This window comes from Streptomyces sp. (assembly GCF_019510245.1).
Lineage (GTDB): Bacteria > Actinomycetota > Actinomycetes > Streptomycetales > Streptomycetaceae > Streptomyces.
In genome coordinates, this window is the sequence record NZ_JAEKKT010000122.1 from 1 (window position 1) to 22512 (window position 22512).

Below are 22512 nucleotides of genomic sequence, written 5' to 3' on the forward strand. Positions count from 1 at the left end.
CGACGTGGTGTTCGAGAAGCTGGCCCGCGACCGCCAGGCCAGCGTGGCGGTCTTCGTCGACGGGCGCCGGTTCGTCTCCTACTCGGCCGACGCCGTGATCGTCTCCACCCCGACCGGCTCGACCGCCTACAGCTTCGCCGCCGGCGGCCCCGTCGTCTCGCCGTGCGCGGAGGCCCTCGTCTTCACCCCGGTCGCCCCGCACATGACGTTCAACCGCTCGGTCGTCACCGCCCCGAACGAAGCGGTCGGCCTGCGCGTCCTGGAACGCTCGGGACAGGCCGCGGTCAGCGTCGACGGCCAGGTGCGGGGCGTCCTGGAGCCGGGGGACTGGATCGGCGTGTACGCCGCCCCGACCCGGCTGCGGGTGGTCCGGCTCGCGGCGATGGACTTCTACGGCCGCCTGCGCGAGCGCATGAACCTGACCGACGCCCCGGCCGCGGTCGCCGACGGCACCCCCGCGCCCCTGTGGTCGCTGCGCACGCCACCGCCCGGCGACATGTCCCATCTCTCCCTGCCGCTCATGGCGGCGGACTACACCGACGCGAAGGAACCGTGCGCCGACTGGAAGGACGGGGTCGCCCACGTACTGGAGAAGTCGGCCTTCCCGCGTCATGCGCAGGAAGGCGACGACAACCCGTGACCGCCGGTTCCCCGGCCCGCTACGGCACTTCTGGCGGACCGGGGGCGATCAGTCCGCGGACCGCACCGTCGGCATGGCGAGCGCGACCGGGCCGGTCTTGCAGGAGTCGTGGCAGTCCTTCTCCAGGCTGCAGCACAGCGAGCAGATCGCCCCGGAGTGGAACGGGCAGCCCGCCACGTCCGGCCGCTCGAAGTCGGTCGCGCACACCGTGCAGGTCAGCGTGGCCGCCGACGGCAGCCCGTCCGGGCCGAGCAGCGGCTCCGCGAGGTCGTCGACGCGGGCGATGTAGTACTTCCCCCTGGTCAGCACCGCGAACAGCGGCGAGAGCACCATCGCGAGGAGCAGCGCGATGAACGGCGAGTACGCCTTGCCGTACTCCCCGAAGGCGTTGAAGTAGGCGGCGATGGAGACCGCCGACGCGATCAGCATCGAGCCGAAGCCGACCGGGTTGAAGTTGTGCAGGTGGGCCCGCTTGAACTCGATGTAGGAGGGGCTCAGCTTCAGCGGCTTGTTGATGACCAGGTCGGCGACGACCGCGCCGATCCAGGCGATCGCCACGTTGGAGTAGAAGCCCAGCACGGTGTTGAGGAAGCCGAAGACGCCGCCCTCCATCAGGGCCAGGGCGATGCCGACGTTGAGGAAGATGTAGACCACGCGCCCGGGGTGACGATGCGTCAGCCGGGAGAAGAAGTTCGACCAGGACAGCGAACCGGAGTACGCGTTCGTCGAGTTGATCTTTATCTGGGAGAGGATCACGAAGAACGTGGCGAGGCCGAGCGCGATCGGCGCCGCGAAGGTCCTGAAGCCCGACACGTACTGCTGGATGGGTTCGTTGGCCTTGGCGAGGCCCACACTGCCGGCGATGTAGAAGGCGAGGAACGCGCCGCCGATCTGCTTGGCGGCCCCGAGCACCACCCACCCCGGGCCGGCGGAGAGCACCGCCCCCCACCACTTGCGGCTGTTCTCCGGCGTCTTGTCCGGCATGAACCGCAGGTAGTCCACCTGCTCGCCGATCTGCGCGATCAGCGACAGCGCGACGCCCGCACCCGCGCCCACCCCGAGCATGCTGATGCCCGACCCGGTCGGGGAGTTGCCGGCGAAGTGCGTGAACTCCGAGAACTTGCCCGGCTCCTGGATCGCGATGGACACGAACGGCGCGACCATCAGCACCAGCCAGACGGGCTGCGTCCACACCTGCATCTTCGACAGCGCGGTCATGCCGTAGATGACCAGCGGCAGGATGATGACCGAGCAGATCAGGTACCCGACGGCGAGCGGGATGTGCAAGCCCAGCTCCAGGGCCTGCGCCATGATCGAGCCTTCGAGGGCGAAGAAGATGAAGGTGAAGCTGGCGTAGATGACCGAGGTGAGCGTCGACCCGAGGTAGCCGAAGCCCGCGCCCCGGGTCAGCAGGTCCATGTCGATCGAGTACTTGGCCGAGTAGTACGAGATCGGGATGCCGGTGAGGAAGATGACCACGGCCGCGGTCAGGATCGCCACCAGCGCGCTGGAGAAGCCGTTGGAGATGGCGATCGAACCGCCGATGGCGAAGTCCGCGAGATAGGCGATGCCGCCCAGCGCGGTGGTCGCGACGACGTAGGGGGTCCAGCGGCGGAAGGACTTCGGCGCGTACCGCAGCGAGTAGTCCTCCAGCGTGTCGTTCTGAGCCCAGTCGTTGTAGGTCCGTTTGCTCTCCGGTCCACCTTCCGTGCCGCTGCCCGCCCCGCCGTCCGCCACGGCCGGCGGCGCCTCCTTGCCGACGATCTCCGTCACGACTCTTCCCTCTCTCGTCCCCGGTCGTTTGCACGGAAGAGTCGCGGCGCGCTGTTTCCCGGACGTTTCACCTGCTTTAAAAGACAAGGCTTGATACTTCCTGTGGGAAGTATCGGCCCCTGCGGACGAGTTGGGCTCAGAGCTGGGCGACGACGTCGAAGTCGAAGGCGTCCGCCCGCGCCAGGTACAGCCGTTGGGCGAGATGGTTGCCGCGCAGCCGTACGACACCCCGCGGCCCCTCGTAGGACACCGCGTCCCCGACCGCGCACATGGCCCGCACCTCCAGCGACCGCGCCCGCTCGGCCAGGGCGGCCAGCAGCCGCACGCCCTCGAAGCAGGACTCGCCGAGGCTCCCCACCACCGGGGCGTGCACACCGAACCGGGCCGCGTGGCGGGCGCCGAAGTCGAGGCTCTCCGCGGTCGCGAGGGTCCCGAAGAAACCGGCCGCCGCCCACAGCCCGTCGGTGCCGTCCGCGCCGGTGGCCAGCAGGATGTTCTCGTCCATGTGCGTGCTCAGCCGCAGACACCGCTGGTGCAGGCCGTATCCGGCGAACGCCCGGTTGAAGCGGGCCGCGTCCGCGCCCACCAGCAGCATCAGCACCGCGTCCGCGCCGCACCGCTCGATCCGGCGCAGCACCGGCCCGAACACCTCCGTCCCCAGCGGCACGAACACCTCGTCCCGCACCCGCCCGCCGCACTCCCGCGCGTACGCCCGTGCCGTGCGCGCGGTCACCCGGGGCCACACGTAGTCGTTGCCCACCGTGCACCAGCGCCGCACCCCGGACGCCTCCGCCAGCAGCCGCATCGCGGGCAGCAGTTGGGCGACATCGGTCTCACCGGTCAGGAAGACTCCCGGAGTCCGCTCGCCGCCCTCGTACTGCGCGGTGTAGACGTACGGCACCCGGCCCGCGATCCGGGGCAGCAGCGCCTGCCGTACCGCCGAGGTGTGCCAGCCCACCACCCCGTCCACGGCGCCCAGCGAGACCAGCGCCCCGACCTCGGCCGCCACCCGGGCCGGCGGCGCCCCGCCGTCCACGGTCACCAGCCGGACCTCCCGGCCCAACACCCCGCCCGTGGCGTTCAGTTCCTCCACGGCCAGCCGCGCGGCCGACTCGCACGACGGCCCGAGGACCCCCGCCGGCCCCTGCAACGGCACGACCAGGGCGAGCAGCAGCGTGCCGCTCCCGTCCTTCGGCGGCGCCGGACGCATCGGCCACCTCCGTGCGGGCATGGGGAACGCGGATTCCGGTCCCGGGCCCCGGCGCCGTCGCCAAGACTCGTATTCTGCGCGCACAGTAGACCTACCGGAAGGACACCGGCAATGCCGTCCGTACCCTCCTCGCCGGACCTCGCCCACCTCCTCAGCCATGCCGAGCGGCGGGTCGTGCGGAGGCTGGCCGCGGTGCTGGCCGAGGAGGAGTGCACGGTCGAGGAGTGGCGGGTCCTGTCGCTCGTCGGGGACGGCCGGGGGCACCCGATGTCCGAGATCGCCGAGCACGCCCTGATGCCGGCGCCCAGCCTGACCAAGCTCGTCGACCGCATGGTCGCGGACAACCTCGTCCACCGCCGCCCCGACCCCCACGACCGCCGGCGCGTCCTGCTCCACCTCACCGCGCGCGGCGAGGACCTGTACGGACGTGCCGCCCAGCGGGTCCACGGCGACCAGGCCCGGCTGCTCGAAGAGGTCGGCGACGGGGCGGTGCTGGCGGCTCTCCTCACGCAGCTCTCGGCGGCGGCCGAGGTCCAGGCGACCGAAGTCCGGACGGTCGGGGTCCGGACGGCCGAGGTCCAGGCGACCGAAGTCCGGACGGTCGAGGTCCGGACGGCCGGCCTGGGACCGTCGGTGCTCCCGTAGCCGTGTCGCCGCGGCGGGACGCGCCGGTACGCCTGGGGTCGGGCCTGCGAGGTCAGGTCTGCGGGGTCACCAGCCGGTGAACAGCAGATGGTTCAGCAGCAGCGCGAGCAGTGCCTGTGCGGTGAGCCAGGCGCGCGGCCGGGGCAGGAACGCGCACGCCGGCAGCAGCCACATCGCGAACGGCAGCCAGATGCGCTCCGTCTCCGCCTTGCTCATCCCGGACAGGTCGGCGAGCAGCAGGGCCAGCAGGGCGGCGCCCACGAGGAAGGCGAGCCGTTTCTCCGCGCCGGGCGCGGTACGGCGGCGGACCGGCACGGCACCCGCCCGCCGCAGCCCGGCGACCGTCGCCGGCCCCGTGATGATCACCGTGCAGGCCAGGTTGGCCCACACCCAGTAGCCGTACGGCCGGGTCCCGCCGACTCCCTGGTAGTAGCGGGTGACCAGCAGCCGGTACCCCCGCCACCAGTCGAACCCGGCCAGGGTGAAGACGAGGGGGACGACCGCCGCCCCGGCCGCCAGCAGCGCGAGGACCACAGGCCGGGCCCGGACCCGGTGCCGGCCGAGCACCAGCACCGCCGCCCCGATCAGCGCGAAGAGCGCCAGGCCGTACGACAGGTAGCAGGTCAGCCCGAACAGCAGTCCCGCCCCGGCCGCCCAGGCCACGGACCGGCCGGTCACCGCGAGCGCCAGCAGGGCCACCGTCCAGGCAGCGACCGCCGCGAAGTACCCGTCCGCCGAGGCACCTACCCACACCGCGGCCGGGGCCATCACCAGGAACGGCGCCGCCCGCCGGGCGAGCCGCTCGTCGGCCAGGGCCCGCACCGCGACCAGCACCGCGACACAGGCCGTCGAACCGGCCGTGATGCACCAGGCGCCCGCCCAGCCGCCGCCGTGCAGCCCGGCCCGGTCCAGGAGGACGAAGGTGAGCGTGGCCGCCGGCGGGTGCCCTGCGATGTGGGCCGGCCAGGGCGCCGGGGTCCCGCTGACGATGTGGTGGGTGAAGTCCCGCAGGGCCGCCGGGATGTCGTGGAAGCGGGAGATGACCGTCAGGTACTCGTTCGGGCTGGTGAGCCGGCCCGCCACGCCCCGCTGCCAGCCGTCGACCAGCGCCAGCGACCACGTCCAGGCCAGACAGGCGCCCCAGGCCGCGCCGAGCAGCCCGCGCCAGGGCAGCCGCACGGCCAGGGCCGGCCCGTACGCCGCCACGGCGACCGCGACCAGCAGCGCGGCCGGGGTGCCCGGGCCGACGTGCGGGTCCCAGTCGGCGAACAGCGGCGGCCAGTGCACGAACAGGTTGCGGTAGGCGTCCTGGAGGTGCCGGCCGACCAGCACGGCGGCGAGCACCAGCAGGGCGGCGGCGAGGACGGCGACCAGATCGGCGAAGAGGCCGGCGGGAGAGGCGGACGGATCGGCAGAGAGATCGGCGTGCCGAGAACGGTGCGGAGCGCGGGTCACACCGGAACGCTAGGTCGGCTTCCGCCCCGAACCGTGCATCAGGCGGCTGACGTCAGACTTTCGTCATGGGTCGCGCACCCGTTGCGGGGGTTTCCCCGGCCTACGGTCGGACCATGCGACACGACGATCCACGGCTCCCCACCTCACCCGGCTTCTGGCGCAGCCCGCTGCGCGGCACGTGGTTCACTTCGGTGCTCGGCCTGGTACTGCTCGTCGGCATCACCGTGATGTTCGTGACCGGACTGGTGTCGTACGCCGCGTACAACCCGGACCTGGCCCCGGTGAACGACCAGACCCCCGACAAGGGCCTCCTCGGCTTCTACCTCTTCTCCTGGCCGACGAACCCGTACTGGCTCTACCGGGTCACCCAGGGCCTGCACGTCACCCTCGGCATCGCCCTGATCCCGGTGCTGCTCGCCAAGCTGTGGTCGGTGGTGCCGAAGCTGTTCACGCTGCCCCCGGCCCGCTCGGTGGCCCACGCCCTGGAGCGGGTCTCGCTGCTGCTGCTGGTCGGCGGCGGCCTCTTCGAGTTCACGACCGGCGTCCTCAACGTCCAGCTCGACTACGTCTTCCCCGGCTCCTTCTACCCCCTGCACTTCTACGGCGCCTGGGTGTTCTTCGCGGCGTTCGCGGCGCACGCGGCACTGAAGACGCCGACGGCGCTGCGGGCGGTCCGGGAGCGCCGACGGCACCTGGACGAAGCAGAGCTGGAGACTCCGCGGCCGGACGCGCCCACCGTCTCCCGGCGCGGGGCGCTGTGGTTCGTGGGCGGCGCCTCCCTGCTGCTGCTCGTCACGACCGCCGGGCAGAGCATCGGAGGCGCGCTGCGGCGCACCGCGCTGCTCGCACCGCACGGCGGTGCCGACCCGGGCAGCGGGCCGAACGGCTTCCAGATCAACAAGACGGCCGCGTATGCCGGGATCGACGCGTCGGAGACCGGGGACGAGGCGTGGCGGCTCGTCGTCACCGGACGCGACGGCCGGACGGTCCGCCTCAGCCGCGCCGAACTGCTCCGGCTGCCCCTGCACAGCGCCGCGCTGCCGATCGCCTGCGTCGAGGGCTGGTCGACCGCCGACCAGTGGTGGCGCGGGGTGCGGCTGCGCGACCTCGCCGCGCTGGTCGGCTACGACAGCGACCCGCCGGACGTCCTCGTCGAGTCGCTCCAGCGGCACGGCGCCTTCCGCCGCGGGGCCTTGCGCGCCAACCAGGTCGCCGACCCGCGCTCCCTGCTCGCCCTCCAGGTGAACGGCGAGGACCTGACCCCCGACCACGGCTACCCGGCGCGCGTGATCGTGCCCGCCGCACCCGGTGTCCTCAACACCAAGTGGGTGGCCCGGATGACCTTCGGAGACCTGTGATGCGCCCGCGCCCCGTCATCGGCAGCCCCTTCCAGATCCTCCTGCTGGCCTGCTCGTTCGCGCTCGCCGCCTACGCGGGCGTACGGCTGCTGTCCGGCGACTGGCTCGGCGTGACGCTGTGGGTGGTGGGCGCGGCGCTGCTGCACGACCTCGTCCTGCTGCCGCTGTACGCGCTGGCCGACCGGGCGCTGGCGCGGGGGATGGGCGCCGCCGGCCGCCGGGTGGGGGCAGCGGCCACGCCCTCGAAACAGTGGGGGAGGACGATGTACGTCCGGGTCCCGGCCGCGCTCTCCGCGCTGCTCCTGCTGGTGTGGTTCCCGCTGATCAGCGGGATGGTGGCCGGGCACTACCGGTCGGCCACCGGCCTCTCCACGGACGGCTACCTGGCCCGCTGGCTGCTGATCACCGCCGTGCTCTTCGGCGGCTCGGCGCTCCTGCTGGCGATGGGGGTCCCCCCGCTCGAGCGAAGCCGAGAGCGGGGGAGGCTGCGCAGGGCCGCGAAGCGGCGCCCGCCGGCCGCCCACTGAGCCTCCGGCTCCCAGCCCCGCGCGCACCGCAGCAGGGCCGGGGTGCCGAGCCGCGCCCAGCGGAAGGGGGCGCCGACGGCCTCCCGGGCGTCGGTGAGGTGGACGTCGGCGCATTCGTCGACGTCCACCGGCGCGGTCTCGGCGATCAGCAGTCCACCGGGGGCGAGGAGCCGGGCCACCCGGCCGAGCAGCGCGTGCGGGTCGCCGCCGATGCCGACGTTGCCGTCCATGAGCAGGACGGTGCCCCAGCGGCCCTCGCCGGGCAGCGGCTCGAAGACCGAGCGGCGCAGGGCCTGACCGCCGAGCCGCACGGTGTGGTCCACGGCGGCCGCGCTGACGTCGATGCCGAGGACGGGACGGCCCCGGGCGGCGAGTTCGGCGACCAGACGCCCGGGGCCGCAGCCGACGTCCAGGACCGCGCCCTCGCAGCGGTCGAGGACAGCCCGGTCGACCGGGTCGGCCCGCGCGCACCAGCGCTCGACGTCCAGGGGCAGCAGCCAGCCGTCCGTGCGGCGCAGGAACAGCGGGCCGCGCCCGGCGCGCAGGGCGGCGGCGTAGGGATCGGCACCGGTCCAGGGGACGGGTGGCGAGGTGGTCATCGGTGCTCCGTTCCGCTGGGCGCCGTGCAGCGGGAGAGCAGGGCGGCGAACCGGCCGTGCGGGACGAGGGCGGCGACGGCGGCCGCGTCGGCCGCGGTGTCCACGTCCCGCAGCCGGGGCAGGTCGCACACCCGCAGCCCGGCGCCGACGAGACGCTGCCGTTGGACGGCGCCGGTCTCCGGCGTGGACATCGGCACCCCGCGCAGCAGCACCGGGTCCGGGTCGGCCAGCCCCAGCGCCCAGAACCCGCCGTCCTCGGCTCCACCGAAGTACGCGTCGCACTCCGCGAAATCCACGGTGAGCAGGGCCGGGGTGACCTGCGGGGTGTCCATGCCGATGAGGAGGGCGGGGCCCGGGCAGTGCGCGAACGCGTCGGCGAGCCGCTCGTCCAGCCCGCCGCCGCACTGCGGTACGACGTCGAAGCCGGGCGGCAGCCAGGGGCCGGGGGCTCCGTCCAGGACCAGGACCCGGCGGGCGGCGGGGGCCGCGGCGACGGCGTCCAGCGTGTCGGCGAGCGAGGCCTCGGCGAGGGCGGCGGCCTGCGCGGGAGAGAACGGCGGGGTGAGCCGGGTCTTGACCCTGCCGGGGCGGGGTTCCTTGGCGATGACGAGGAGGGTGGTCATGCGGGGTTCCTTGGGTGGTGCGGGTGGGTGGGGGGCGGGGGTTGGGGACGCTCACCGGCGCTCGCCGGGTGCCTCCCCCAGCCTTCGGCCGGGGCCCCCAGCGCCCACCCGTGATTGCCCGCGGCTGGAAGGGGGCGCTGACTGCAGCGCCCCGTAAGGGGCGCGGGGAACTGCGCGCTCAGCCCCCACTCACCCGCACCCGGCACTCGGTCCGCACCCCTGCGGCGATGCCCCGTCGGCCCGCACCCGAGGCGGCTCGTGCAGCACCCGGCTCATGTCCCGTACCGCCTGCCACGTGCCGCGCCAGGTCCCCGTCACCTTGGACGCACCGGTGCGCGGCAGGTACGCCACCTCATGCTCGGTGATGCGCCACCCCGCGTCGGCGGCGCGCACGACCATCTGCAGGGGATAGCCGCTGCGCCGGTCGTCCAGGTCCAGCGCGAGCAGCCCCTCGCGGCGAGCCGCCCGCAGCGGACCGAGGTCGTGCAGGCGCAACCCCGTGCGGCGGCGCAGCATCCGCGCCAGCGCCAGGTTCCCCGCGCGGGCATGCGCGGGCCACGCGCCCCGCCCCTGCGGACGCCGGCGTCCGAGCACCAAGTCCGCCTCGCCGTCCAGGACCTCCCGCACGAACGGCACGAGAAGCCCGGGGTCCAGCGAGGCGTCGCAGTCGCAGAAGCAGACGATGCCGGCGCTCGCCGCGGTCAGCCCCGCATGGCACGCCGCGCCGAACCCGCGCCGCGCCTCGTGGACGACGGTCGCCCCGTACGCCCGGGCGACGTCCGCCGAGCCGTCGGTGGAGCCGTTGTCCACCACGAGGGCCCGCCAGCCCGCCGGGATCCGGCCGAGCACCCAGGGCAGGGCCTCCGCCTCGTTCAGACAGGGCAGGACGACGTCCACGTCCGTCGCCGGGAAGGGGGAAGAAGGTGAGGTGGTCACAGCCTTCACCCTACGAACGCGAACCGGACATACCGGGCCTCGACTGCTTACGAAACGCGGACGTCGCACCCCGGGCCCGCCTTCGGCCGCGACACCCGCGACGGCCCGGTGCGAGGGTGGAAGCATGCAGCAGCCGTACGAGTCCACCGAGACCGGGGCCACCGCCGGTGCCGCCCGGGTCCTGGTCGTGGACGACGATCCGACCGTCGCCGAGATCGTCGCCGGGTACCTGGAGCGCGCCGGGTACCTGGTCGACCCCGCCGGCGACGGTCCCACCGCCCTCACCCGCGCCGCCGCCCACTGGCCGGACCTGGTCGTGCTCGACCTGATGCTGCCCGGCATGGACGGCCTGGAGGTCTGCCGGCGGCTGCGCGGCCACGCCCCCGTCCCGGTCATCATGCTCACCGCACGCGGCGACGAGGACGACCGCATCCTCGGCCTGGAGGTCGGCGCCGACGACTACGTCACCAAGCCCTTCAGCCCCCGGGAACTGGTCCTGCGGGTGGAGTCGGTACTGCGCCGCAGCCGCCCCGCCCCCGCCGGCCGGTCCTTCTCGTCCGCCGGACTCACCCTCGACCCCGGCGCCCGCCGCGCCACCAAGGACGGCACCGAACTCGCCCTCACTCTGCGCGAGTTCGACCTCCTCGCCTTCTTCCTGCGGAACCCGGGCCGGGCCTACGGCAGGGAGGACCTGATGCGCGCGGTGTGGGGCTGGGACTTCGGCGACCTGTCCACCGTCACGGTCCATGTCCGCCGGCTGCGCGCCAAGGTCGAGGACGACCCGGCCCGGCCGCGGCTGATCCAGACCGTGTGGGGCGTCGGCTACCGCTTCGAGCCGAGCGGAGAGCACAACCCGAACGACCGGAACGGTCAGGACGGCCGGGACGGTCTGGACAGCCGGGGTGGACGGGAAGGAGCGGCCTGACATGCACGACACCCTCCTCATCGCCCTGTACGCCTTCGCCGGCGCCGCCGGCACCGGACTGCTCGGGGCGGCCGCGCTGCGCCTGCTGCGGCGCCGCTCGCTGACCGTGTCCCTCGTCGTGGTCGCCGCCGTCGGCGTGGTCGCGATGCTCGCCGGCATCCTCGCCGTCGCCTGGGCGATGTTCCTCTCCTCGCACGACCTGTCGGTGGTGACGACGGTCGTGGCGATGGCGGCCGTGGTGTCCCTCGCGACCGCGCTGATACTGGGCCGCTGGGTCGTCGCCCGCAGCCGTGAACTCGTCCTCGCGGCACGCTCCTTCGGCGAGGACGGCGACTTCGCCGCACCGCCGGTCCCGGCCACCGCCGAACTGGCCGAGGTGAGCCGCGAGCTGGCGGCGACGAGCGCGAAGCTCGCCGAGTCCCGGGAGCGGGAGCGGGCGCTGGAGACCTCGCGCCGGGAACTCGTCGCCTGGATCTCGCACGACCTGCGCACCCCGCTCGCCGGTCTGCGGGCCATGTCGGAGGCCCTGGAGGACGGCGTCGCCACCGACCCCGACCGCTATCACAAGCAGATCCGCACGGAGGTCGAGCGCCTCAACGACATGGTGGGCGACCTCTTCGAACTCTCCCGCATCCACGCCGGGACGCTCGCGCTCAGCCCGAGCCGGATGTCCCTGTACGACCTCGTCGGCGACGCCCTCGCGGGCGCCGACCCGCTGGCCCGCGAGTACGGCGTACGGCTGGTCGGCGACCGGGTGGAGCCGGTGCCGGTCGAGGTGGACGGCAGGGAGATGAGCCGGGTGCTGGGCAACCTGCTCGTGAACGCCATCCGCCGGACGCCCCCCGACGGCACGGTCGCGGTCACCGCCGAGCGGTCGGCCGAGGGCGCCGTCGTCCTGTCCGTCACGGACGGCTGCGGAGGCATCCCCGAGGAGGACCTGCCCCGCGTCTTCGACACCGGGTGGCGCGGCACCCACGCCCGGACCCCGCCGGCCGGAGCGGGCCTCGGCCTCGCCATCGTGCGCGGGATCGTCGAGGCCCACCAGGGCCGGGCCTCCGTGCACAACATTCCCGGCGGCTGCCGCTTCGAGGTGGTGCTGCCCGCCGCCGCTTCCTGATCGCGGGCAGCACCACCGGTCCGTCCGGGCCTACGCGCCCCGCAGGCCCGCCCGCGCGAACTCCCGCATCCCCTCCGCGAACCCGATCTCGGCCTTCCAGCCCAGTCCGGCCCGCAGCCGCGCGGAGTCGGCGGTGATGTGCCGTACGTCGCCCAGCCGGTACTCCCCGGTGACCACCGGCAGCGGCCCGCCGTGCGCCTCGGCCAGCGCGCGGGCCATCTCACCGACGGTGTGCGGCTCGCCGCTTCCGGTGTTGTACGCGGTCAGCGCACCCGGCGCGGCCCCCGCCTCCAGCGCCACCGCGTTGGCGGCGGCCACGTCCCGGACGTGCACGAAGTCCCGGCGCTGCCGCCCGTCCTCGTACACCCGGGGCGCCTCGCCCCGGGCGAGCGCGGAACGGAAGAAGGAGGCGACGCCCGCGTAGGGGGTGTCGCGGGGCATCCGGGGCCCGTACACGTTGTGGTAGCGCAGCGACACCGCCGACCCGCCCGTCGACCGGGCCCATGCGGCGGCCAGATGCTCCTGGGCCAGCTTGGTCGTGGCGTACACGTTGCGCGGATCGAGGGGTGCGTCCTCACCGACCAGCCCAGGCGTCAACTCGGACCCGCACACCGGGCAGTTCGGCTCGAACCGCCCGGCGTCCAGATCGGCGACCGCGCGCGGCCCGGGCCGTACGACACCGTGCCGCGGGCACTCGTACCGCCCCTCCCCGTACACGACCATCGACCCGGCCAGCACGAGGTGCCGTACCCCCGCCTCGGCCATCGCGGAGAGCAGGACGGCCGTACCGAGGTCGTTGCGCGAGACGTACTCCGCAGCGTCACCGAACCCGGCTCCGAGGCCGACCATCGCGGCCTGGTGGCAGACCGCGTCGACGCCCGCGAGGGCCCGCCCGACGGCCACCGGACTGCGCACGTCGGCGCCCGGGTCGTCCCGGACGTCGAACACGACCGCCTCGTGCCCGCGCGCGGTCAGCGCCTCGACGACATGGGACCCGATGAACCCGGCACCGCCGGTGACCAGTACACGCATGGGGCCACGCTAGGTGCGCGCGGCCCCCGGACCACGCGCCCACGCCCGCACGTCACGACTCCGTAAGGCGCGAAGGCGGCCGGCGCGTGGCTTCGTTCAGTAGCCGCCCAGCAGCGCGCGCACCCTGCGCAGGGACTCCGGTCCGGCGGTGCTGTGCCAGCGGGTCGGGTCGGCCGGGCGGCGGCCCCACAGCAGCAGGACGCGCACGGCCGCGTCGCTCTCGATCGTCGCGGGGCCCTCGGGCGCGGCGAGCCGGATGCCGGCGCCGTCCGCGTCGGCGGTCACCACGACGTCGTCCATGCCGGGGGTGCGCAGGCGGCCCTCGATCCGTCCCTCCGGGCCCAGGTCGAGACCGGTGCGGCCGCGCTCCAGCAGCGGCCGGCCGACCGACGTCACGCTGTGCTCAGTCAACCAGGGCTCGTTGAGCGCCCGCACCGCCGTACGGTCGTCGCCGGTCAGGTCCCAGCGGTGCAGGATGAGCTCCTCGCGCATGTGCTCGGCGAAGAAGGGGACCTTCACCGTCCGGCCGGTCCACACCACCTCGGTGTCGGGGGAGAGGGCCCGGGCGGCCGCGGCGACCTCGCTGAGCTTCTCGCAGCGGCTCAGGAACGCCGCCCACAGCTCGGTGTCCGACATCCGCCGGTAGGGCTCCTCGCGGTCGAAGCCCCGGGTCTCCACCGGCGCACCGGCGAGGAACGCCTGCAGCACCCGGGCCAGTTCCTCGGCGGTGCCGGTCTGGTGGACCAGGACGTCCCGCACCGTCCACGCCTCGCACCACGTACCGTCGTCGGGCCGCCGCCCCTGGACGGCGTGCACGAAGGGGGCCAGCTCCGGCAGGGTCTCCTCGACCCGAGAGGGAATCATGCGCCATGGGTAGCCGGACCCGTCGCCGCCCAAACGCCGCCGAAGAGCCCGGCGGGAGCGGCCGGCCCCGCCGGTTGAACGGCGCGGCCGGGGGCCACGTACCTGTCGCTGTGGGCGGCGCCGTGCCGCCCGAAGGCATCGGCGCCGCGCGGCAGCCGGTGTGCAGAGGAAGGGCTGAACCATTTCAGTGGATGCGAGTCGCCCGGCCGGCAGTGCTCTCGACCTGGCCGTCCCCGTACGCCGGGAGGACAGCGGGACCGGGGCCGGGGACGGAAGCGCGGCACACGTCCGTCCGCGGGCGCACGCGCAGGTGCGGGGTCTGGACGGCCTCCGGGGCCTGGCGGCCCTGTACGTCGTCCTGTTCCACTGCTGGCTGTACACCTTCCCCGGCTACCCGCACAGTTCGGCGCCGCCGTGGCTGGGCGGGCTGATGTTCGGGCGCCTCGCCGTCGTCTTCTTCCTGGTGCTGTCCGGGTTCTCCCTGGCGATCTCCCCGGCGCGGCACGGCTGGCGGACGGCCGGTGTCCGCGAGTTCCTGCGCCGACGCGCCTGGCGCATCCTGCCCCCGTACTGGGCGGCACTGGCCCTGAGCCTGCTGATCTCGTGGTTCGTGGTGCCGGCCTCGCACTTCGGGCCGCCCACCGGCGCGACCGTCGTGGTGTACGGCCTGGTCGCCCAGGACATGGTCACCGCCCCGACGCCGAACGGCGCGTTCTGGTCGATAGGGGTGGAGGCCGAGCTCTATCTCCTCTTCCCGCTCCTCCTCCTCGTCCGCCGCCGCTGGGGCGCCGCGGTCCTCGCCGCGTCGGTGACACTTCCGGTGGTCGTCATCGGCCTGACGGCGGCCGGTGCCAACCCGGTGGAGGGCGACAACTGGCTCGCTCCCCATCTCGCTCCGGTGTTCGCCGCGGGCGTGGCCGGCGCGGGCATCGTCACCGCCTCGGACAGGGTGCGACGACTGCCGTGGGGGTGGCTCGCCGCCCTGGCGGCCCTGCCGGTCCTGGTCCTCGGCGCCGTACGGGGTTCCGCCTGGACGGTGAACCACTACTTCTGGATCGACCTCGCCGTCGCTCCGGCCATGACGATGCTGCTCGCCGCCGTCGCCACGGGAAAGCCGGCCTTCCTCGTACGGCTCCTGACCGCGCGTCCCGTCCGCGGCCTCGGCGGTTTCTCCTACAGCCTCTACCTGATCCATCTGCCGGTCGTGCTGGCCGTGATCCGCCGGGTCGCTCCGCATGTCGTGTCGCCGGGACTGCCCACGTTCTGGTTCACGCTGGCGGTGGGCCTGCCGGTCTCGGTCGTCGCGGCGTGGCTGTTCTCCAAGCTCTTCGAAACACCGTTCAAACGGAACAGGTCCTGGAAATCGCTGGTAGCCGCACGTTCTGGCGCGTGAGACAAGCGTGTGGGACAAGCCCGGCCCGCTTCCGGGCCGGCCCTCGGTCTGTCGTCAGCCCGTCGCCCGTCAGCCTGTCGCCGTCGATTTCTGGCCCGAGGGAGTGACGGCGTACCACTCCTGGTCCTTTCCCTGGCCGTTCGTCTGTCCCGCCGCCGTGTCGCCCACGTACCGGTAGAGCGGCCAGCCGGCGAGGGTGAGCTGTGTCTCGCCGTTCCGGTGGACCGTGCCGAGGAGGCTCTTCTGCACCCCCGAGGTCTGCACCGACTCCGGCACGATCACCGGCAGCCAGGTCTTGGTGCAGGCGCCGGAGCACGTCCACTTGGAGGGGTTCGGCTGGTCCTTGTCGTAGCGGTAGAGGGTCAGCCCCTTGTCGTCGGTGACGATGCTGCCCAGCCCCTGGGCCGCCCTGGTCAGCACGGCGGCGGTGGTGGCCGGCTGCCCGCCCGCGTTGCCGGCGGCGGCGGTCGGCGTGGAGGCGGCCGGATCCGACGCGGCCGGGGTCGCCGACGTGACGGGGGCGGCCGGTGCGGCCGGGGCGGCGTTGCCGGTGCCGGTGCCGTTCGAGGAGCCGCACGCCCCCAGCAGGAGAGCGGAGGCGAGCCCCAGGGCGAGGCTCGGACCTCCCGTCCGCTCAGCCGCCGCGACCACGTGACGCACTCTTGACCATCGCCGGACCGGTGCCGTGGACGCCGACGACGCCCCGATCCTCGTCTCCATCACCTGGGTCGGCGAGGTGACCGGCCGCGCCGGCCGAACCCGGCCCCGCGAGGGGCCTCTTGGAGACCGGGGAGCGGGAGCACCGGCGGCCGGTCCGTCCGCGCCGGGTTCGCACGCCCCTGCGGACGGCGCCGGTGCTCCCGCTCGCCCATCCCGCCCGGCGTGCGCAATTCCTGGTAGGGCACCATCTGCTCAGCTGCCATCTACCCGTGAGGGGTCGTCATGCCCGTTCGCCCTGCCGCCGTGCCGGCACTGCTGACCTGTCTGCTGCTGGCGGGCTGTTCGTCCGTCCAGCTCGGTACCTCGGACCCGTCCTCGTCGGGTGCCCCGGCGCCGGCGACGTCCCCGTCGGGTGCGGCGGGCGGGGCGCACGAGATCCCGGTCGGCGCCGGCCCGCAGAAGAAGTACACGGTGCAGCAGCAGCCCGGCGCCGGCCAGTGCCACTACCGGTACGAGAAGGGGGAGCCGCTGGAGGACAGCGCGTGCACCCCGGGCGCGATCTCCCCGGCCGTCACCCAGGCCAACCTGAAGACGACGATATGCCGCAAGGGCGGCTACACGTCCGGCGTCCGCCCGTCCGCCTACGTCACCGGCAAGGAGAAGAAACTCAACGCCGCCTCCTACGGCTTCACCGGTGCCATGAGCGACGCCGAGTACGACCACCTGATAAGCCTCCAGCTCGGTGGCGACCCCAACGACCCGCGCAACCTGTGGCTCGAACCCGCGGACCCCGGCCACAAGGCCGGCCAGGGCGTGAACAACAGGAAGGATCCCGTGGAGACCAAGCTGCACACCGCGGTCTGCGCGGGCAAGGTCACCCTCGCCCAGGCGCAGCAGGCGATCGTCACCGACTGGACCACGGCCCTCGCCAGGCTCGGCCTCGACTGAGTGCGGCGCGGACCGCTGCGCGGCAAGTCAGGCCGCGCAGCGGTCTGTTGAGACCGGCCCGGCAGCCGGCTGTTAGCGTTCCGACGCATGGCGGACAGCGTGTACGTGGGCAAGGCGGGCAAGGACGCGGCAACGGACCGGGGATGGCTGCTCGGGCACTTCAAGGAGCACGACGACCCCCGGCACAGCGACGCCGTCGAGGTCAAGTGGGGCGTCCACCCGCGCGGTGAACAGCGTACGCAGTGGGTGGAGGGCGAGGTGCGCACGGCTCTCCTGGTGCTCGTCACGGGCCGTTTCCGCATGGAGTTCCCCGGCCGCAGCGTGCTCCTGGAAGAGCAGGGCGACTATGTCGTCTGGGGCCGGGGAGTGGATCACTCCTGGGTCGCGGAGGACGATTCCGTCGTCCTGACCGTGCGATGGCCTTCCGTGCCGGGATACGCGGCGCCGCAGGACGGGCCGCCGCCGACCGACGGGCCCTGGGCGTGACCGCCGCCACCGGTCCGGCGAACCGCCGAACGCGGTCGCGCGGCCGGGCCGTCAGGGCTGCCCGGTCGTGGCGGCATCGGCGCCGTCCGCCGCCGACGCCGCCACGACCGCGGTACCTCGCGTCAGCCGGGCCACGTTCCGGTCAGGCTGCGGACACCGGTGGCGCCCGCGCGGTCGACGGCGGCTTTCACCACCGCGAAGATCGCGCCCTGGAGCATCGCGGCGAGCAGCACCTCGCGCCAGGAGCGGTCTTCGTCGGTGGCGTCCGGGGCGTCCCCCTCGTGGCCGAGCACCTTCCAGGTCTGTTTGAACAGCGCTCCCGCGGCCAGGCCGCCGGCCACGCCGAGAGCCATGCCCACCGGTTTGTAAGCGATCTTCGAAACCTTCATCCGGCTCACCCCTCCGTACGGCGGCAGACCACCCACACCACGACGACGGCCGCACCCGCCGCCACCGCCCACAGCGCCTTGCGGTCGTCCCGCACCAGCCGGGCCCCCGGCGCACCCTCGTCCCCGACGGCGGCGGGCAGCCGGCCCCGGGCCCGGTGGGCCACGTCGGCGGCCTTCGCCTTCAACTCCCCTGCCTTGAGGGCGGCTTGCTCCTTCAGCTGCCCGCCCTTGACGGCAGCCCGCTCCTTGACCTCGGCACCCTTCTGCCTGGCGCGCGCCTTGACATCGGTCTTCGCCGCGAGGGCCTGGACCGTCTCCCCGAGCTCGGTACGGGTCTGCTCGACCTGTTCGCGCAGTTCCTCGGGGCTGGAAGCGACGGGTTCGTCGTGGGGCGGCTGGGTCATCGGTGCGCACTCTCCCTGATCGTGGCCACGTCGGCCTTCACGTTCTCCACCGTCTGCTCGGGCGTGGGCGGCGCCGCGCGCCCGACCTGCTTCTTCCCGCTCCTGGCCAACACCGCGGCGACCAGACCGAGTACGGCCGTGACGATCAGCCCGGCCGCCCATACCGGCAGGGCCACCGAGATCGCGGCGATCACGCTGGCCACCAGCGCCTGGAGCATCAGGAAGCCGACGACCCCGGCGCCTCCGAACAGGCCACCACCCTTGCCGTAGTGCCTGCCCTTCTCCCTGATCTCCGCCTGCGCCAGCCTCAGTTCGCCCCGCACCAGCTCTGTCAGCTGCTGCGAGGCCCGCTGCACCAGCTCGCTCACCGACTCCTGGCCCGAGCGGTCCGTGCTCCGGCCGGCCGCGGCGTGCTGCGGCTGTGTACCCGACACGGCGCTCACCTCCCGTCCCTTTCCGTTGCTGCCAGCCGGGCGGCGCGACCCGCCCGGCGGTCCTACGAACGCGCGAGTACCCAGGACGGCCGGCGACGTGCGCGGCAGCCGTATGCCCGTGGCGCGGTCATGCGTCATCCAGCCGGCGTACGTGCTCCTCGTCCCAGGCCCGGGTGTCACGAGGCTCGGTGTAGGGCTCCGCCGTGGGCGGCAGACCGCCCGCGACGGCCCGCTGGCGTGCGGTCTCGGCGTCGAACTCCAGGCCCAGCAGGACGGCCAGGTTGGTGATCCACAGCCAGACGAGGAACACCACGACGCCGGCCATGGTGCCGTAGGTCTTGTTGTACGAGGCGAATCCGGCGACGTAGAGCGCGAAGCCTGCGGAGGCGGTCAGCCAGACCAGCAGCGCGACGAAACTGCCCGGCGTGATCCACCGGAACCCTCTGACCTTCGCGTTCGGACTGGCCCAGTACAGGACGGCGATCATCAGCGCGACCAGGAGAACGAGCACCGGCCACTTGGCGATCGACCACACCGTCAGCGCACTGTCCCCGATCCCGAGGGCGGCACCGGCCTGGTGGGCGATGCCGCCGGTGAAGACCACGATCAGTGCGCCGGCCGCTGCCATCACCATCAGCGTGAGGGTGAGCAGAACGCGGAGGGGCAGGATCTTCCACAGCGGCCGCCCCTCCGGCACGTCGTAGACCGTGTTCGCGGCCCGGATGAACGCCGCGACGTAGCCGGAGGCCGACCAGAGTGCCACCGCCAGCCCGACGAACGCCATGACGGACCCGGCGCCGGCCTTGCCCTGCAACTGCTCCACGGCCCTGGTGATGATGTCCCGGGCCGGACCCGGCGCCAGTTGCCGGACGTTGTGCAGCACCGCGTCGGTGGCCGACCGGCCGGCGACGCCCAGGAGGGAGACCAGCACCAGGAGGGCCGGGAACAGCGAGAGCACCGAGTAGTACGTCAGGGCCGCCGCGCGGTCGGTGAGCTCGTCGTCCCTGAACTCGTGCAGGGCACCCTTGAGAACGGCGCCCCAGGCCCGCTTCGGGAGCTGGGTCGGCGCGTCCGGCGCCCGCCGTTCGACCTCGGGTCCGGGTCCCGCCTCCTCGGGCGTCGGCACCTCGTCTCCCGTGTCCTCCCCGCTGTCCCGGTGCGCCTTGCGCCGTGGTGTACGAAGCCTCAGCATGCGCACCGGGTAACCCGTGGGCGTCTCCTCTACGCGCCCGATCGGGCACATCGCCGCGCCGCACGGCCCACCGGGGCGAGGCGGACGGTGCGGGAATCGGGCGCGGACGGGCATGGAACGCGGTCAGGGAAGCACCCAGGAAGGCATGGAGTGTGAGATCTACCAGAACCGTACGGGTGCGGGGGAGCGAATCGACTGTGGCCAGGAGGAGGCCGGACGCGGGATGGCCCTGGACCGTCTGGCCGCGTTGGCGCCGGAGGAGTTCGCCTGGATCCGCGTGAGCGACCCCTCGCCGGAGGAACTCGACCAGCTCGGCAAAGAGCTGGGGCTGCATCCGCTGGCCGTCGAGGACGCGGTCCAGGCACACCAACGGCCCAAGCAGGAGCGGTACGGCGACGTGCTCGCGGTCGCCGTGAAGACACTCTGGTTCGTCGAGCAGACCGCCGACGTGGAGACCGGCGAAGTCATGATCTTCCTCGGCCCCTCCTTCGCGCTGACCGTGCGCCACGGGGCCGGTGACCCTGTCGCGGGCGCGGCCCGTCGGCTCGCCGAGCAGCCGGACATGGCACGGCTCGGGCCGGCCGGCGTCCTGCACGCGGTGACGGACGTCGTCGTCGACGCCTACACCGATGCCGCCGCCCAGGTACGCGCGGATCTGACCGAACTGGAACGGTGCGTGTTCTCACCGGTCCGCCAGGACCTGACCGAGCAGATCTACTCGCTCAAACGCGAGGTGGTGGAGTTCCGCGACGCGGTCCAGCCCCTGGTCCCCGTGATGCAGTCGCTGACCGTGGCGGGGGACGAATGGCCGCGCGAGCTCGTGCCGTACTTCCGTGACGTCGCCGACCACCTCACCCGCACCGGCACCGAAGTGCGCGCCCTGGACGATCTCCTGGGCTCCGTCCTCGACGCGCATCTCGCGACCGTGGGCACCTGGCAGAACGACGACATGCGTCGTATCAGCGCCTGGGCTGCCATCTTCGCCTTCCCCACCCTGGTCGCCGGGATCTACGGCATGAACTTCGACCACATGCCCGAGCTGGCCTGGCGCTACGGCTACCCGGGCGCGCTGGCCGTGATGGCCCTCGGCGCGGGATGGCTGTACCGGGCCTTTCGGCGCAACGGCTGGCTGTGAGGCCGGGGGTGTGGCCCGCGCGTACGGCGGAACCCGGATGCCCGAGGGCGCCGCCTTCGCCGCGATCGCGGCCTGCACCCGGGTGCTGATGTCGTCGGGCGGATGGGGTACGGGTTCCAGTTGACGAGGGCGACGGCGGTGACGCCGGTCTGGAGCTGGAGGTGTTCCAGCCGGGCGGCCCGTTGTCGGTGACGGCCACGGTGCGCAGGCCGCCGCGGAGCGGGGCCGTCATGACGCCGACCGCGTCGCACCGGTGATCTCCACGCCGTTCGATGCGGGGCGGTCGAGGAGTACCACCGGGTCGACGTCGTCCGCGAAGGAGTCGGCCGGCCCGACGAGCGCCTCGGCGAGCTGCCGTTCGCGGTTCACGACCGTTCACCGTCCAGTCCGTCGTCGCCGGTGTCACGCCGGCCTTGCTGGTCGCCAGGACCGCCGTCCGCCTCCCTCGGGAAGCGGAGGGCGCGGGCGACGACGTCCCGGGCCACCTCGGTGACCGTACGTCCCTCGACGAAGGCCCGGGCCCGCATCCGGTCCAGGGCTTCTTCGGGACCCACGCCGAGCCGCACCATCACGATGCCGATCGCCTGGTAGACCTCGCTGTGCTCGGCCTCGGACGCCTCCACCCACGACGCTCCCCCCTGGGAGGGCGCCCGTTCGTCCCGGTCGGCGCGCGCATGCAGATTCATCACGGCGCACGTGACCGCGTCCCGTGCCCACAGGGCGATGCCCAGCTCACGCTCCGACAGCCCGCCGGGCCGGTCCCGGTAGAGATCGAGGGTGCCGATCGCCGATCCGCCCACTCCCAGCGGCAGCGAGAACACCGCCCGCACGCCCAGCTCCACGGCCTGACGTGCGAACATCGGCCATCGCCTGCCGTCCGGCCCGTCGGCGAGATCCGCCGCCAGCACGGGTGCGGCCGCGTCCAGCGCCGTCTGGCACGGGCCGTCGCCGAGTGTGTACTGGGCCTCCGCCAGCCGTGCCGCGAGCTCGTCACTGGCACACCAGGTGACCCACACCGTCGGGCCGCCGGAGATCGAGACCGACGCGCCGCTGACCGGCAGCAGCCCCACGCAGGCACGGCACAGCGCCTCCGGCGCCCGCAACGGCTGCACGCCCCGGGCGGCGGCGGCGAGCGCCTCGATGACGCGCAGCCGCTCCTCCGCCTTCGACGGTTCGCCGTCACCGCCGCCTGAAGCACGGGCGGAGGGGGCAGCGGGCATGGTCGTCACCTCCCCGCGGGCGAGGATGGTCAGCAGACATGATCCGGTTCTCCGGCCGCAGGAGGCCACCGGGCGAGTCGGAGCGGCCCACGTGCCGACGCGGGCACCGCGCCCCGCCCGGATCCGGCCCAACCTCCGGTGCAGCGTCGGCGAGGACGAGACCCGTCGTCTCCTCGCCGTCGGCCGGGCCGGGTGCCGACGCACCTCAACGGCCGAGGGCGTTCTGCAGCTGCTCCTTGGTCATCGAGGAGCGGCCGTCGATGTTGCGCTTCTTCGCCTCCTCGTACAGCTGGTCCTTGGTGGGACCCTGCGCGCCGCTGTGCGAGCGCTGCCCGCCGCGCTGGGACGCGGACTTCGGACCACGCGTCGAGGACTTGCTCGCGGTCTTCGACTCGCCCGACCTCGCCCGCTCCTTGTTGACCGTCCGCGCGGCGATCTCCTTGGCCCGTCCGGTGGACTCGCCCCGGTCCTGGGCGCTCTTCTTGATGTGTTCGTACTGCCGTTCCCGCTTGGAACTCGATCCGGCAGGCATAGCGCTTCTCCTCAG

The 22512-nt window shown here is 73.4% G+C and carries 24 protein-coding genes and 1 pseudogene; 9 read left to right on the forward strand and 16 right to left on the reverse strand.

The features are described 5' to 3' along the window. A pseudogene (locus JF597_RS11885) lies at nucleotides 1-640 on the forward strand (hypothetical protein); the annotation flags it as partial. A gap of 48 nt (nucleotides 641-688) precedes the next feature. Here JF597_RS11885 and JF597_RS11890 read toward each other — a convergent pair. Together JF597_RS11890 and JF597_RS11895 are read right to left on the reverse strand one after the other, a co-directional pair. Next, on the reverse strand, nucleotides 689-2413 hold the full coding sequence (locus JF597_RS11890) for a hypothetical protein (protein WP_293992849.1): 1725 nt from the start codon (nucleotides 2411-2413) through the stop codon (nucleotides 689-691). 136 nt (nucleotides 2414-2549) lie between these two features. Further along, nucleotides 2550-3623, reverse strand: coding sequence for a substrate-binding domain-containing protein (locus JF597_RS11895; RefSeq protein ID WP_293992852.1), 1074 nt, complete (start codon nucleotides 3621-3623; stop codon nucleotides 2550-2552). Between the two features lie 111 nt (nucleotides 3624-3734). Between JF597_RS11895 and JF597_RS11900 the strand changes: the two genes are divergently transcribed. Further along, nucleotides 3735-4268 (forward strand): MarR family winged helix-turn-helix transcriptional regulator, encoded by a 534-nt coding sequence (locus tag JF597_RS11900; protein ID WP_293992855.1) that lies wholly within the window; start codon nucleotides 3735-3737, stop codon nucleotides 4266-4268. Nucleotides 4269-4334: 66 nt separating this feature from the next. Here JF597_RS11900 and JF597_RS11905 read toward each other — a convergent pair whose 3' ends face one another. Beyond that, nucleotides 4335-5642, reverse strand: coding sequence for a hypothetical protein (locus JF597_RS11905; protein ID WP_293993096.1), 1308 nt, complete (start codon nucleotides 5640-5642; stop codon nucleotides 4335-4337). A gap of 194 nt (nucleotides 5643-5836) precedes the next feature. Here JF597_RS11905 and JF597_RS11910 point away from each other — a divergent pair, with 194 nt between their 5' ends. Continuing rightward, complete coding sequence (locus tag JF597_RS11910) at nucleotides 5837-7081, forward strand: molybdopterin-dependent oxidoreductase (protein WP_293992858.1); 1245 nt, start codon at nucleotides 5837-5839, stop codon at nucleotides 7079-7081. 379 nt (nucleotides 7082-7460) lie between these two features. Here JF597_RS11910 and JF597_RS11915 read toward each other — a convergent pair whose 3' ends face one another. From JF597_RS11915 to JF597_RS11925, 3 genes are all read right to left on the reverse strand, one after another. Further along, on the reverse strand, nucleotides 7461-8207 hold the full coding sequence (locus JF597_RS11915) for a methyltransferase domain-containing protein (RefSeq protein WP_293992861.1): 747 nt from the start codon (nucleotides 8205-8207) through the stop codon (nucleotides 7461-7463). Then, nucleotides 8204-8830: a DUF2064 domain-containing protein gene (locus JF597_RS11920; protein ID WP_293992864.1), complete on the reverse strand. Its 627-nt coding sequence runs from the start codon at nucleotides 8828-8830 to the stop codon at nucleotides 8204-8206. Before JF597_RS11920 ends, JF597_RS11915 begins: the two co-directional genes overlap by 4 nt. Nucleotides 8831-9019: 189 nt before the next feature. Continuing rightward, nucleotides 9020-9775, reverse strand: a complete 756-nt coding sequence (locus tag JF597_RS11925; RefSeq protein ID WP_293992866.1) for a glycosyltransferase family 2 protein — start codon at nucleotides 9773-9775, stop codon at nucleotides 9020-9022. Nucleotides 9776-9890: 115 nt separating this feature from the next. On the opposite strand from JF597_RS11925, the gene JF597_RS11930 reads away from it, so the two are divergent. Together JF597_RS11930 and JF597_RS11935 are read left to right on the forward strand one after the other, a co-directional pair. Then, nucleotides 9891-10691, forward strand: coding sequence for a response regulator transcription factor (locus JF597_RS11930; RefSeq protein WP_293992869.1), 801 nt, complete (start codon nucleotides 9891-9893; stop codon nucleotides 10689-10691). Nucleotide 10692: 1 nt separating this feature from the next. Further along, nucleotides 10693-11808 (forward strand): HAMP domain-containing sensor histidine kinase, encoded by a 1116-nt coding sequence (locus tag JF597_RS11935; protein WP_293992872.1) that lies wholly within the window; start codon nucleotides 10693-10695, stop codon nucleotides 11806-11808. Between the two features lie 30 nt (nucleotides 11809-11838). Here JF597_RS11935 and JF597_RS11940 read toward each other — a convergent pair whose 3' ends face one another. Together JF597_RS11940 and JF597_RS11945 are read right to left on the reverse strand one after the other, a co-directional pair. After that, the gene (locus JF597_RS11940) at nucleotides 11839-12840 is read right to left on the reverse strand and encodes an NAD(P)-dependent oxidoreductase (protein ID WP_293992875.1); all 1002 of its coding nucleotides are present in this window, start codon (nucleotides 12838-12840) and stop codon (nucleotides 11839-11841) included. Nucleotides 12841-12936: 96 nt separating this feature from the next. After that, entirely contained in the window at nucleotides 12937-13704 is a 768-nt protein-coding gene (locus tag JF597_RS11945) for a maleylpyruvate isomerase N-terminal domain-containing protein (protein WP_293992877.1), read from the reverse strand. Between the two features lie 187 nt (nucleotides 13705-13891). On the opposite strand from JF597_RS11945, the gene JF597_RS11950 reads away from it, so the two are divergent. Beyond that, nucleotides 13892-15097: an acyltransferase gene (locus JF597_RS11950; RefSeq protein WP_293992880.1), complete on the forward strand. Its 1206-nt coding sequence runs from the start codon at nucleotides 13892-13894 to the stop codon at nucleotides 15095-15097. 69 nt (nucleotides 15098-15166) lie between these two features. On the opposite strand, the gene JF597_RS11955 is transcribed toward JF597_RS11950, so the two are convergent. After that, on the reverse strand, nucleotides 15167-15748 hold the full coding sequence (locus JF597_RS11955; RefSeq protein ID WP_293992883.1) for a hypothetical protein: 582 nt from the start codon (nucleotides 15746-15748) through the stop codon (nucleotides 15167-15169). Between the two features lie 291 nt (nucleotides 15749-16039). On the opposite strand from JF597_RS11955, the gene JF597_RS11960 reads away from it, so the two are divergent. Both JF597_RS11960 and JF597_RS11965 read left to right on the forward strand, forming a co-directional pair. After that, nucleotides 16040-16705 carry a hypothetical protein gene (locus tag JF597_RS11960; RefSeq protein WP_293992885.1) on the forward strand — a complete coding sequence of 222 codons (666 nt, stop codon included), beginning with the start codon at nucleotides 16040-16042 and terminating at the stop codon, nucleotides 16703-16705. 87 nt (nucleotides 16706-16792) lie between these two features. Beyond that, complete coding sequence (locus JF597_RS11965) at nucleotides 16793-17191, forward strand: signal peptidase I (protein WP_293992888.1); 399 nt, start codon at nucleotides 16793-16795, stop codon at nucleotides 17189-17191. Nucleotides 17192-17313: 122 nt separating this feature from the next. On the opposite strand, the gene JF597_RS11970 is transcribed toward JF597_RS11965, so the two are convergent. The 4 genes from JF597_RS11970 to JF597_RS11985 form a co-directional block, all read right to left on the reverse strand. Beyond that, the gene (locus JF597_RS11970; RefSeq protein ID WP_293992891.1) at nucleotides 17314-17580 is read right to left on the reverse strand and encodes a DUF4235 domain-containing protein; all 267 of its coding nucleotides are present in this window, start codon (nucleotides 17578-17580) and stop codon (nucleotides 17314-17316) included. A gap of 5 nt (nucleotides 17581-17585) precedes the next feature. Continuing rightward, nucleotides 17586-17984, reverse strand: coding sequence for a DUF3618 domain-containing protein (locus JF597_RS11975; RefSeq protein ID WP_293992893.1), 399 nt, complete (start codon nucleotides 17982-17984; stop codon nucleotides 17586-17588). Then, nucleotides 17981-18352, reverse strand: coding sequence for a phage holin family protein (locus JF597_RS11980; protein WP_293993098.1), 372 nt, complete (start codon nucleotides 18350-18352; stop codon nucleotides 17981-17983). Before JF597_RS11980 ends, JF597_RS11975 begins: the two co-directional genes overlap by 4 nt. A 193-nt stretch (nucleotides 18353-18545) precedes the next feature. After that, on the reverse strand, nucleotides 18546-19610 hold the full coding sequence (locus JF597_RS11985) for a YihY/virulence factor BrkB family protein (RefSeq protein ID WP_293992896.1): 1065 nt from the start codon (nucleotides 19608-19610) through the stop codon (nucleotides 18546-18548). A 223-nt stretch (nucleotides 19611-19833) separates the two neighbouring features. On the opposite strand from JF597_RS11985, the gene JF597_RS11990 reads away from it, so the two are divergent. Then, nucleotides 19834-20745 (forward strand): magnesium and cobalt transport protein CorA, encoded by a 912-nt coding sequence (locus tag JF597_RS11990; RefSeq protein ID WP_293992898.1) that lies wholly within the window; start codon nucleotides 19834-19836, stop codon nucleotides 20743-20745. A 228-nt stretch (nucleotides 20746-20973) separates the two neighbouring features. Here JF597_RS11990 and JF597_RS11995 read toward each other — a convergent pair whose 3' ends face one another. The 3 genes from JF597_RS11995 to JF597_RS12005 form a co-directional block, all read right to left on the reverse strand. Then, on the reverse strand, nucleotides 20974-21114 hold the full coding sequence (locus tag JF597_RS11995; protein WP_293992901.1) for a hypothetical protein: 141 nt from the start codon (nucleotides 21112-21114) through the stop codon (nucleotides 20974-20976). Beyond that, complete coding sequence (locus tag JF597_RS12000; protein ID WP_293992903.1) at nucleotides 21111-21965, reverse strand: GAF and ANTAR domain-containing protein; 855 nt, start codon at nucleotides 21963-21965, stop codon at nucleotides 21111-21113. Before JF597_RS12000 ends, JF597_RS11995 begins: the two co-directional genes overlap by 4 nt. A gap of 205 nt (nucleotides 21966-22170) precedes the next feature. Further along, nucleotides 22171-22497: a plasmid stabilization protein gene (locus JF597_RS12005; protein ID WP_293992906.1), complete on the reverse strand. Its 327-nt coding sequence runs from the start codon at nucleotides 22495-22497 to the stop codon at nucleotides 22171-22173. Between the last annotated feature and the right edge of the window lie 15 nt (nucleotides 22498-22512).

Coding starts and splice junctions, on each gene's coding strand:
- JF597_RS12000 (WP_293992903.1), bottom strand. CDS start 21,965: ATGCCCGCTGCCCCCTCCGCCCGTGCTTCAGGCGGCGGTGACGGCGAA.
- JF597_RS11970 (WP_293992891.1), bottom strand. CDS start 17,580: ATGAAGGTTTCGAAGATCGCTTACAAACCGGTGGGCATGGCTCTCGGC.
- JF597_RS11990 (WP_293992898.1), top strand. CDS start 19,834: ATGGCCCTGGACCGTCTGGCCGCGTTGGCGCCGGAGGAGTTCGCCTGG.
- JF597_RS11900 (WP_293992855.1), top strand. CDS start 3,735: ATGCCGTCCGTACCCTCCTCGCCGGACCTCGCCCACCTCCTCAGCCAT.
- JF597_RS11975 (WP_293992893.1), bottom strand. CDS start 17,984: ATGACCCAGCCGCCCCACGACGAACCCGTCGCTTCCAGCCCCGAGGAA.
- JF597_RS11935 (WP_293992872.1), top strand. CDS start 10,693: ATGCACGACACCCTCCTCATCGCCCTGTACGCCTTCGCCGGCGCCGCC.
- JF597_RS11940 (WP_293992875.1), bottom strand. CDS start 12,840: ATGCGTGTACTGGTCACCGGCGGTGCCGGGTTCATCGGGTCCCATGTC.
- JF597_RS11920 (WP_293992864.1), bottom strand. CDS start 8,830: ATGACCACCCTCCTCGTCATCGCCAAGGAACCCCGCCCCGGCAGGGTC.
- JF597_RS11895 (WP_293992852.1), bottom strand. CDS start 3,623: ATGCGTCCGGCGCCGCCGAAGGACGGGAGCGGCACGCTGCTGCTCGCC.
- JF597_RS11910 (WP_293992858.1), top strand. CDS start 5,837: ATGCGACACGACGATCCACGGCTCCCCACCTCACCCGGCTTCTGGCGC.
- JF597_RS11960 (WP_293992885.1), top strand. CDS start 16,040: ATGCCCGTTCGCCCTGCCGCCGTGCCGGCACTGCTGACCTGTCTGCTG.
- JF597_RS11945 (WP_293992877.1), bottom strand. CDS start 13,704: ATGATTCCCTCTCGGGTCGAGGAGACCCTGCCGGAGCTGGCCCCCTTC.
- JF597_RS11965 (WP_293992888.1), top strand. CDS start 16,793: ATGGCGGACAGCGTGTACGTGGGCAAGGCGGGCAAGGACGCGGCAACG.
- JF597_RS11930 (WP_293992869.1), top strand. CDS start 9,891: ATGCAGCAGCCGTACGAGTCCACCGAGACCGGGGCCACCGCCGGTGCC.
- JF597_RS11985 (WP_293992896.1), bottom strand. CDS start 19,610: ATGCTGAGGCTTCGTACACCACGGCGCAAGGCGCACCGGGACAGCGGG.
- JF597_RS12005 (WP_293992906.1), bottom strand. CDS start 22,497: ATGCCTGCCGGATCGAGTTCCAAGCGGGAACGGCAGTACGAACACATC.
- JF597_RS11915 (WP_293992861.1), bottom strand. CDS start 8,207: ATGACCACCTCGCCACCCGTCCCCTGGACCGGTGCCGATCCCTACGCC.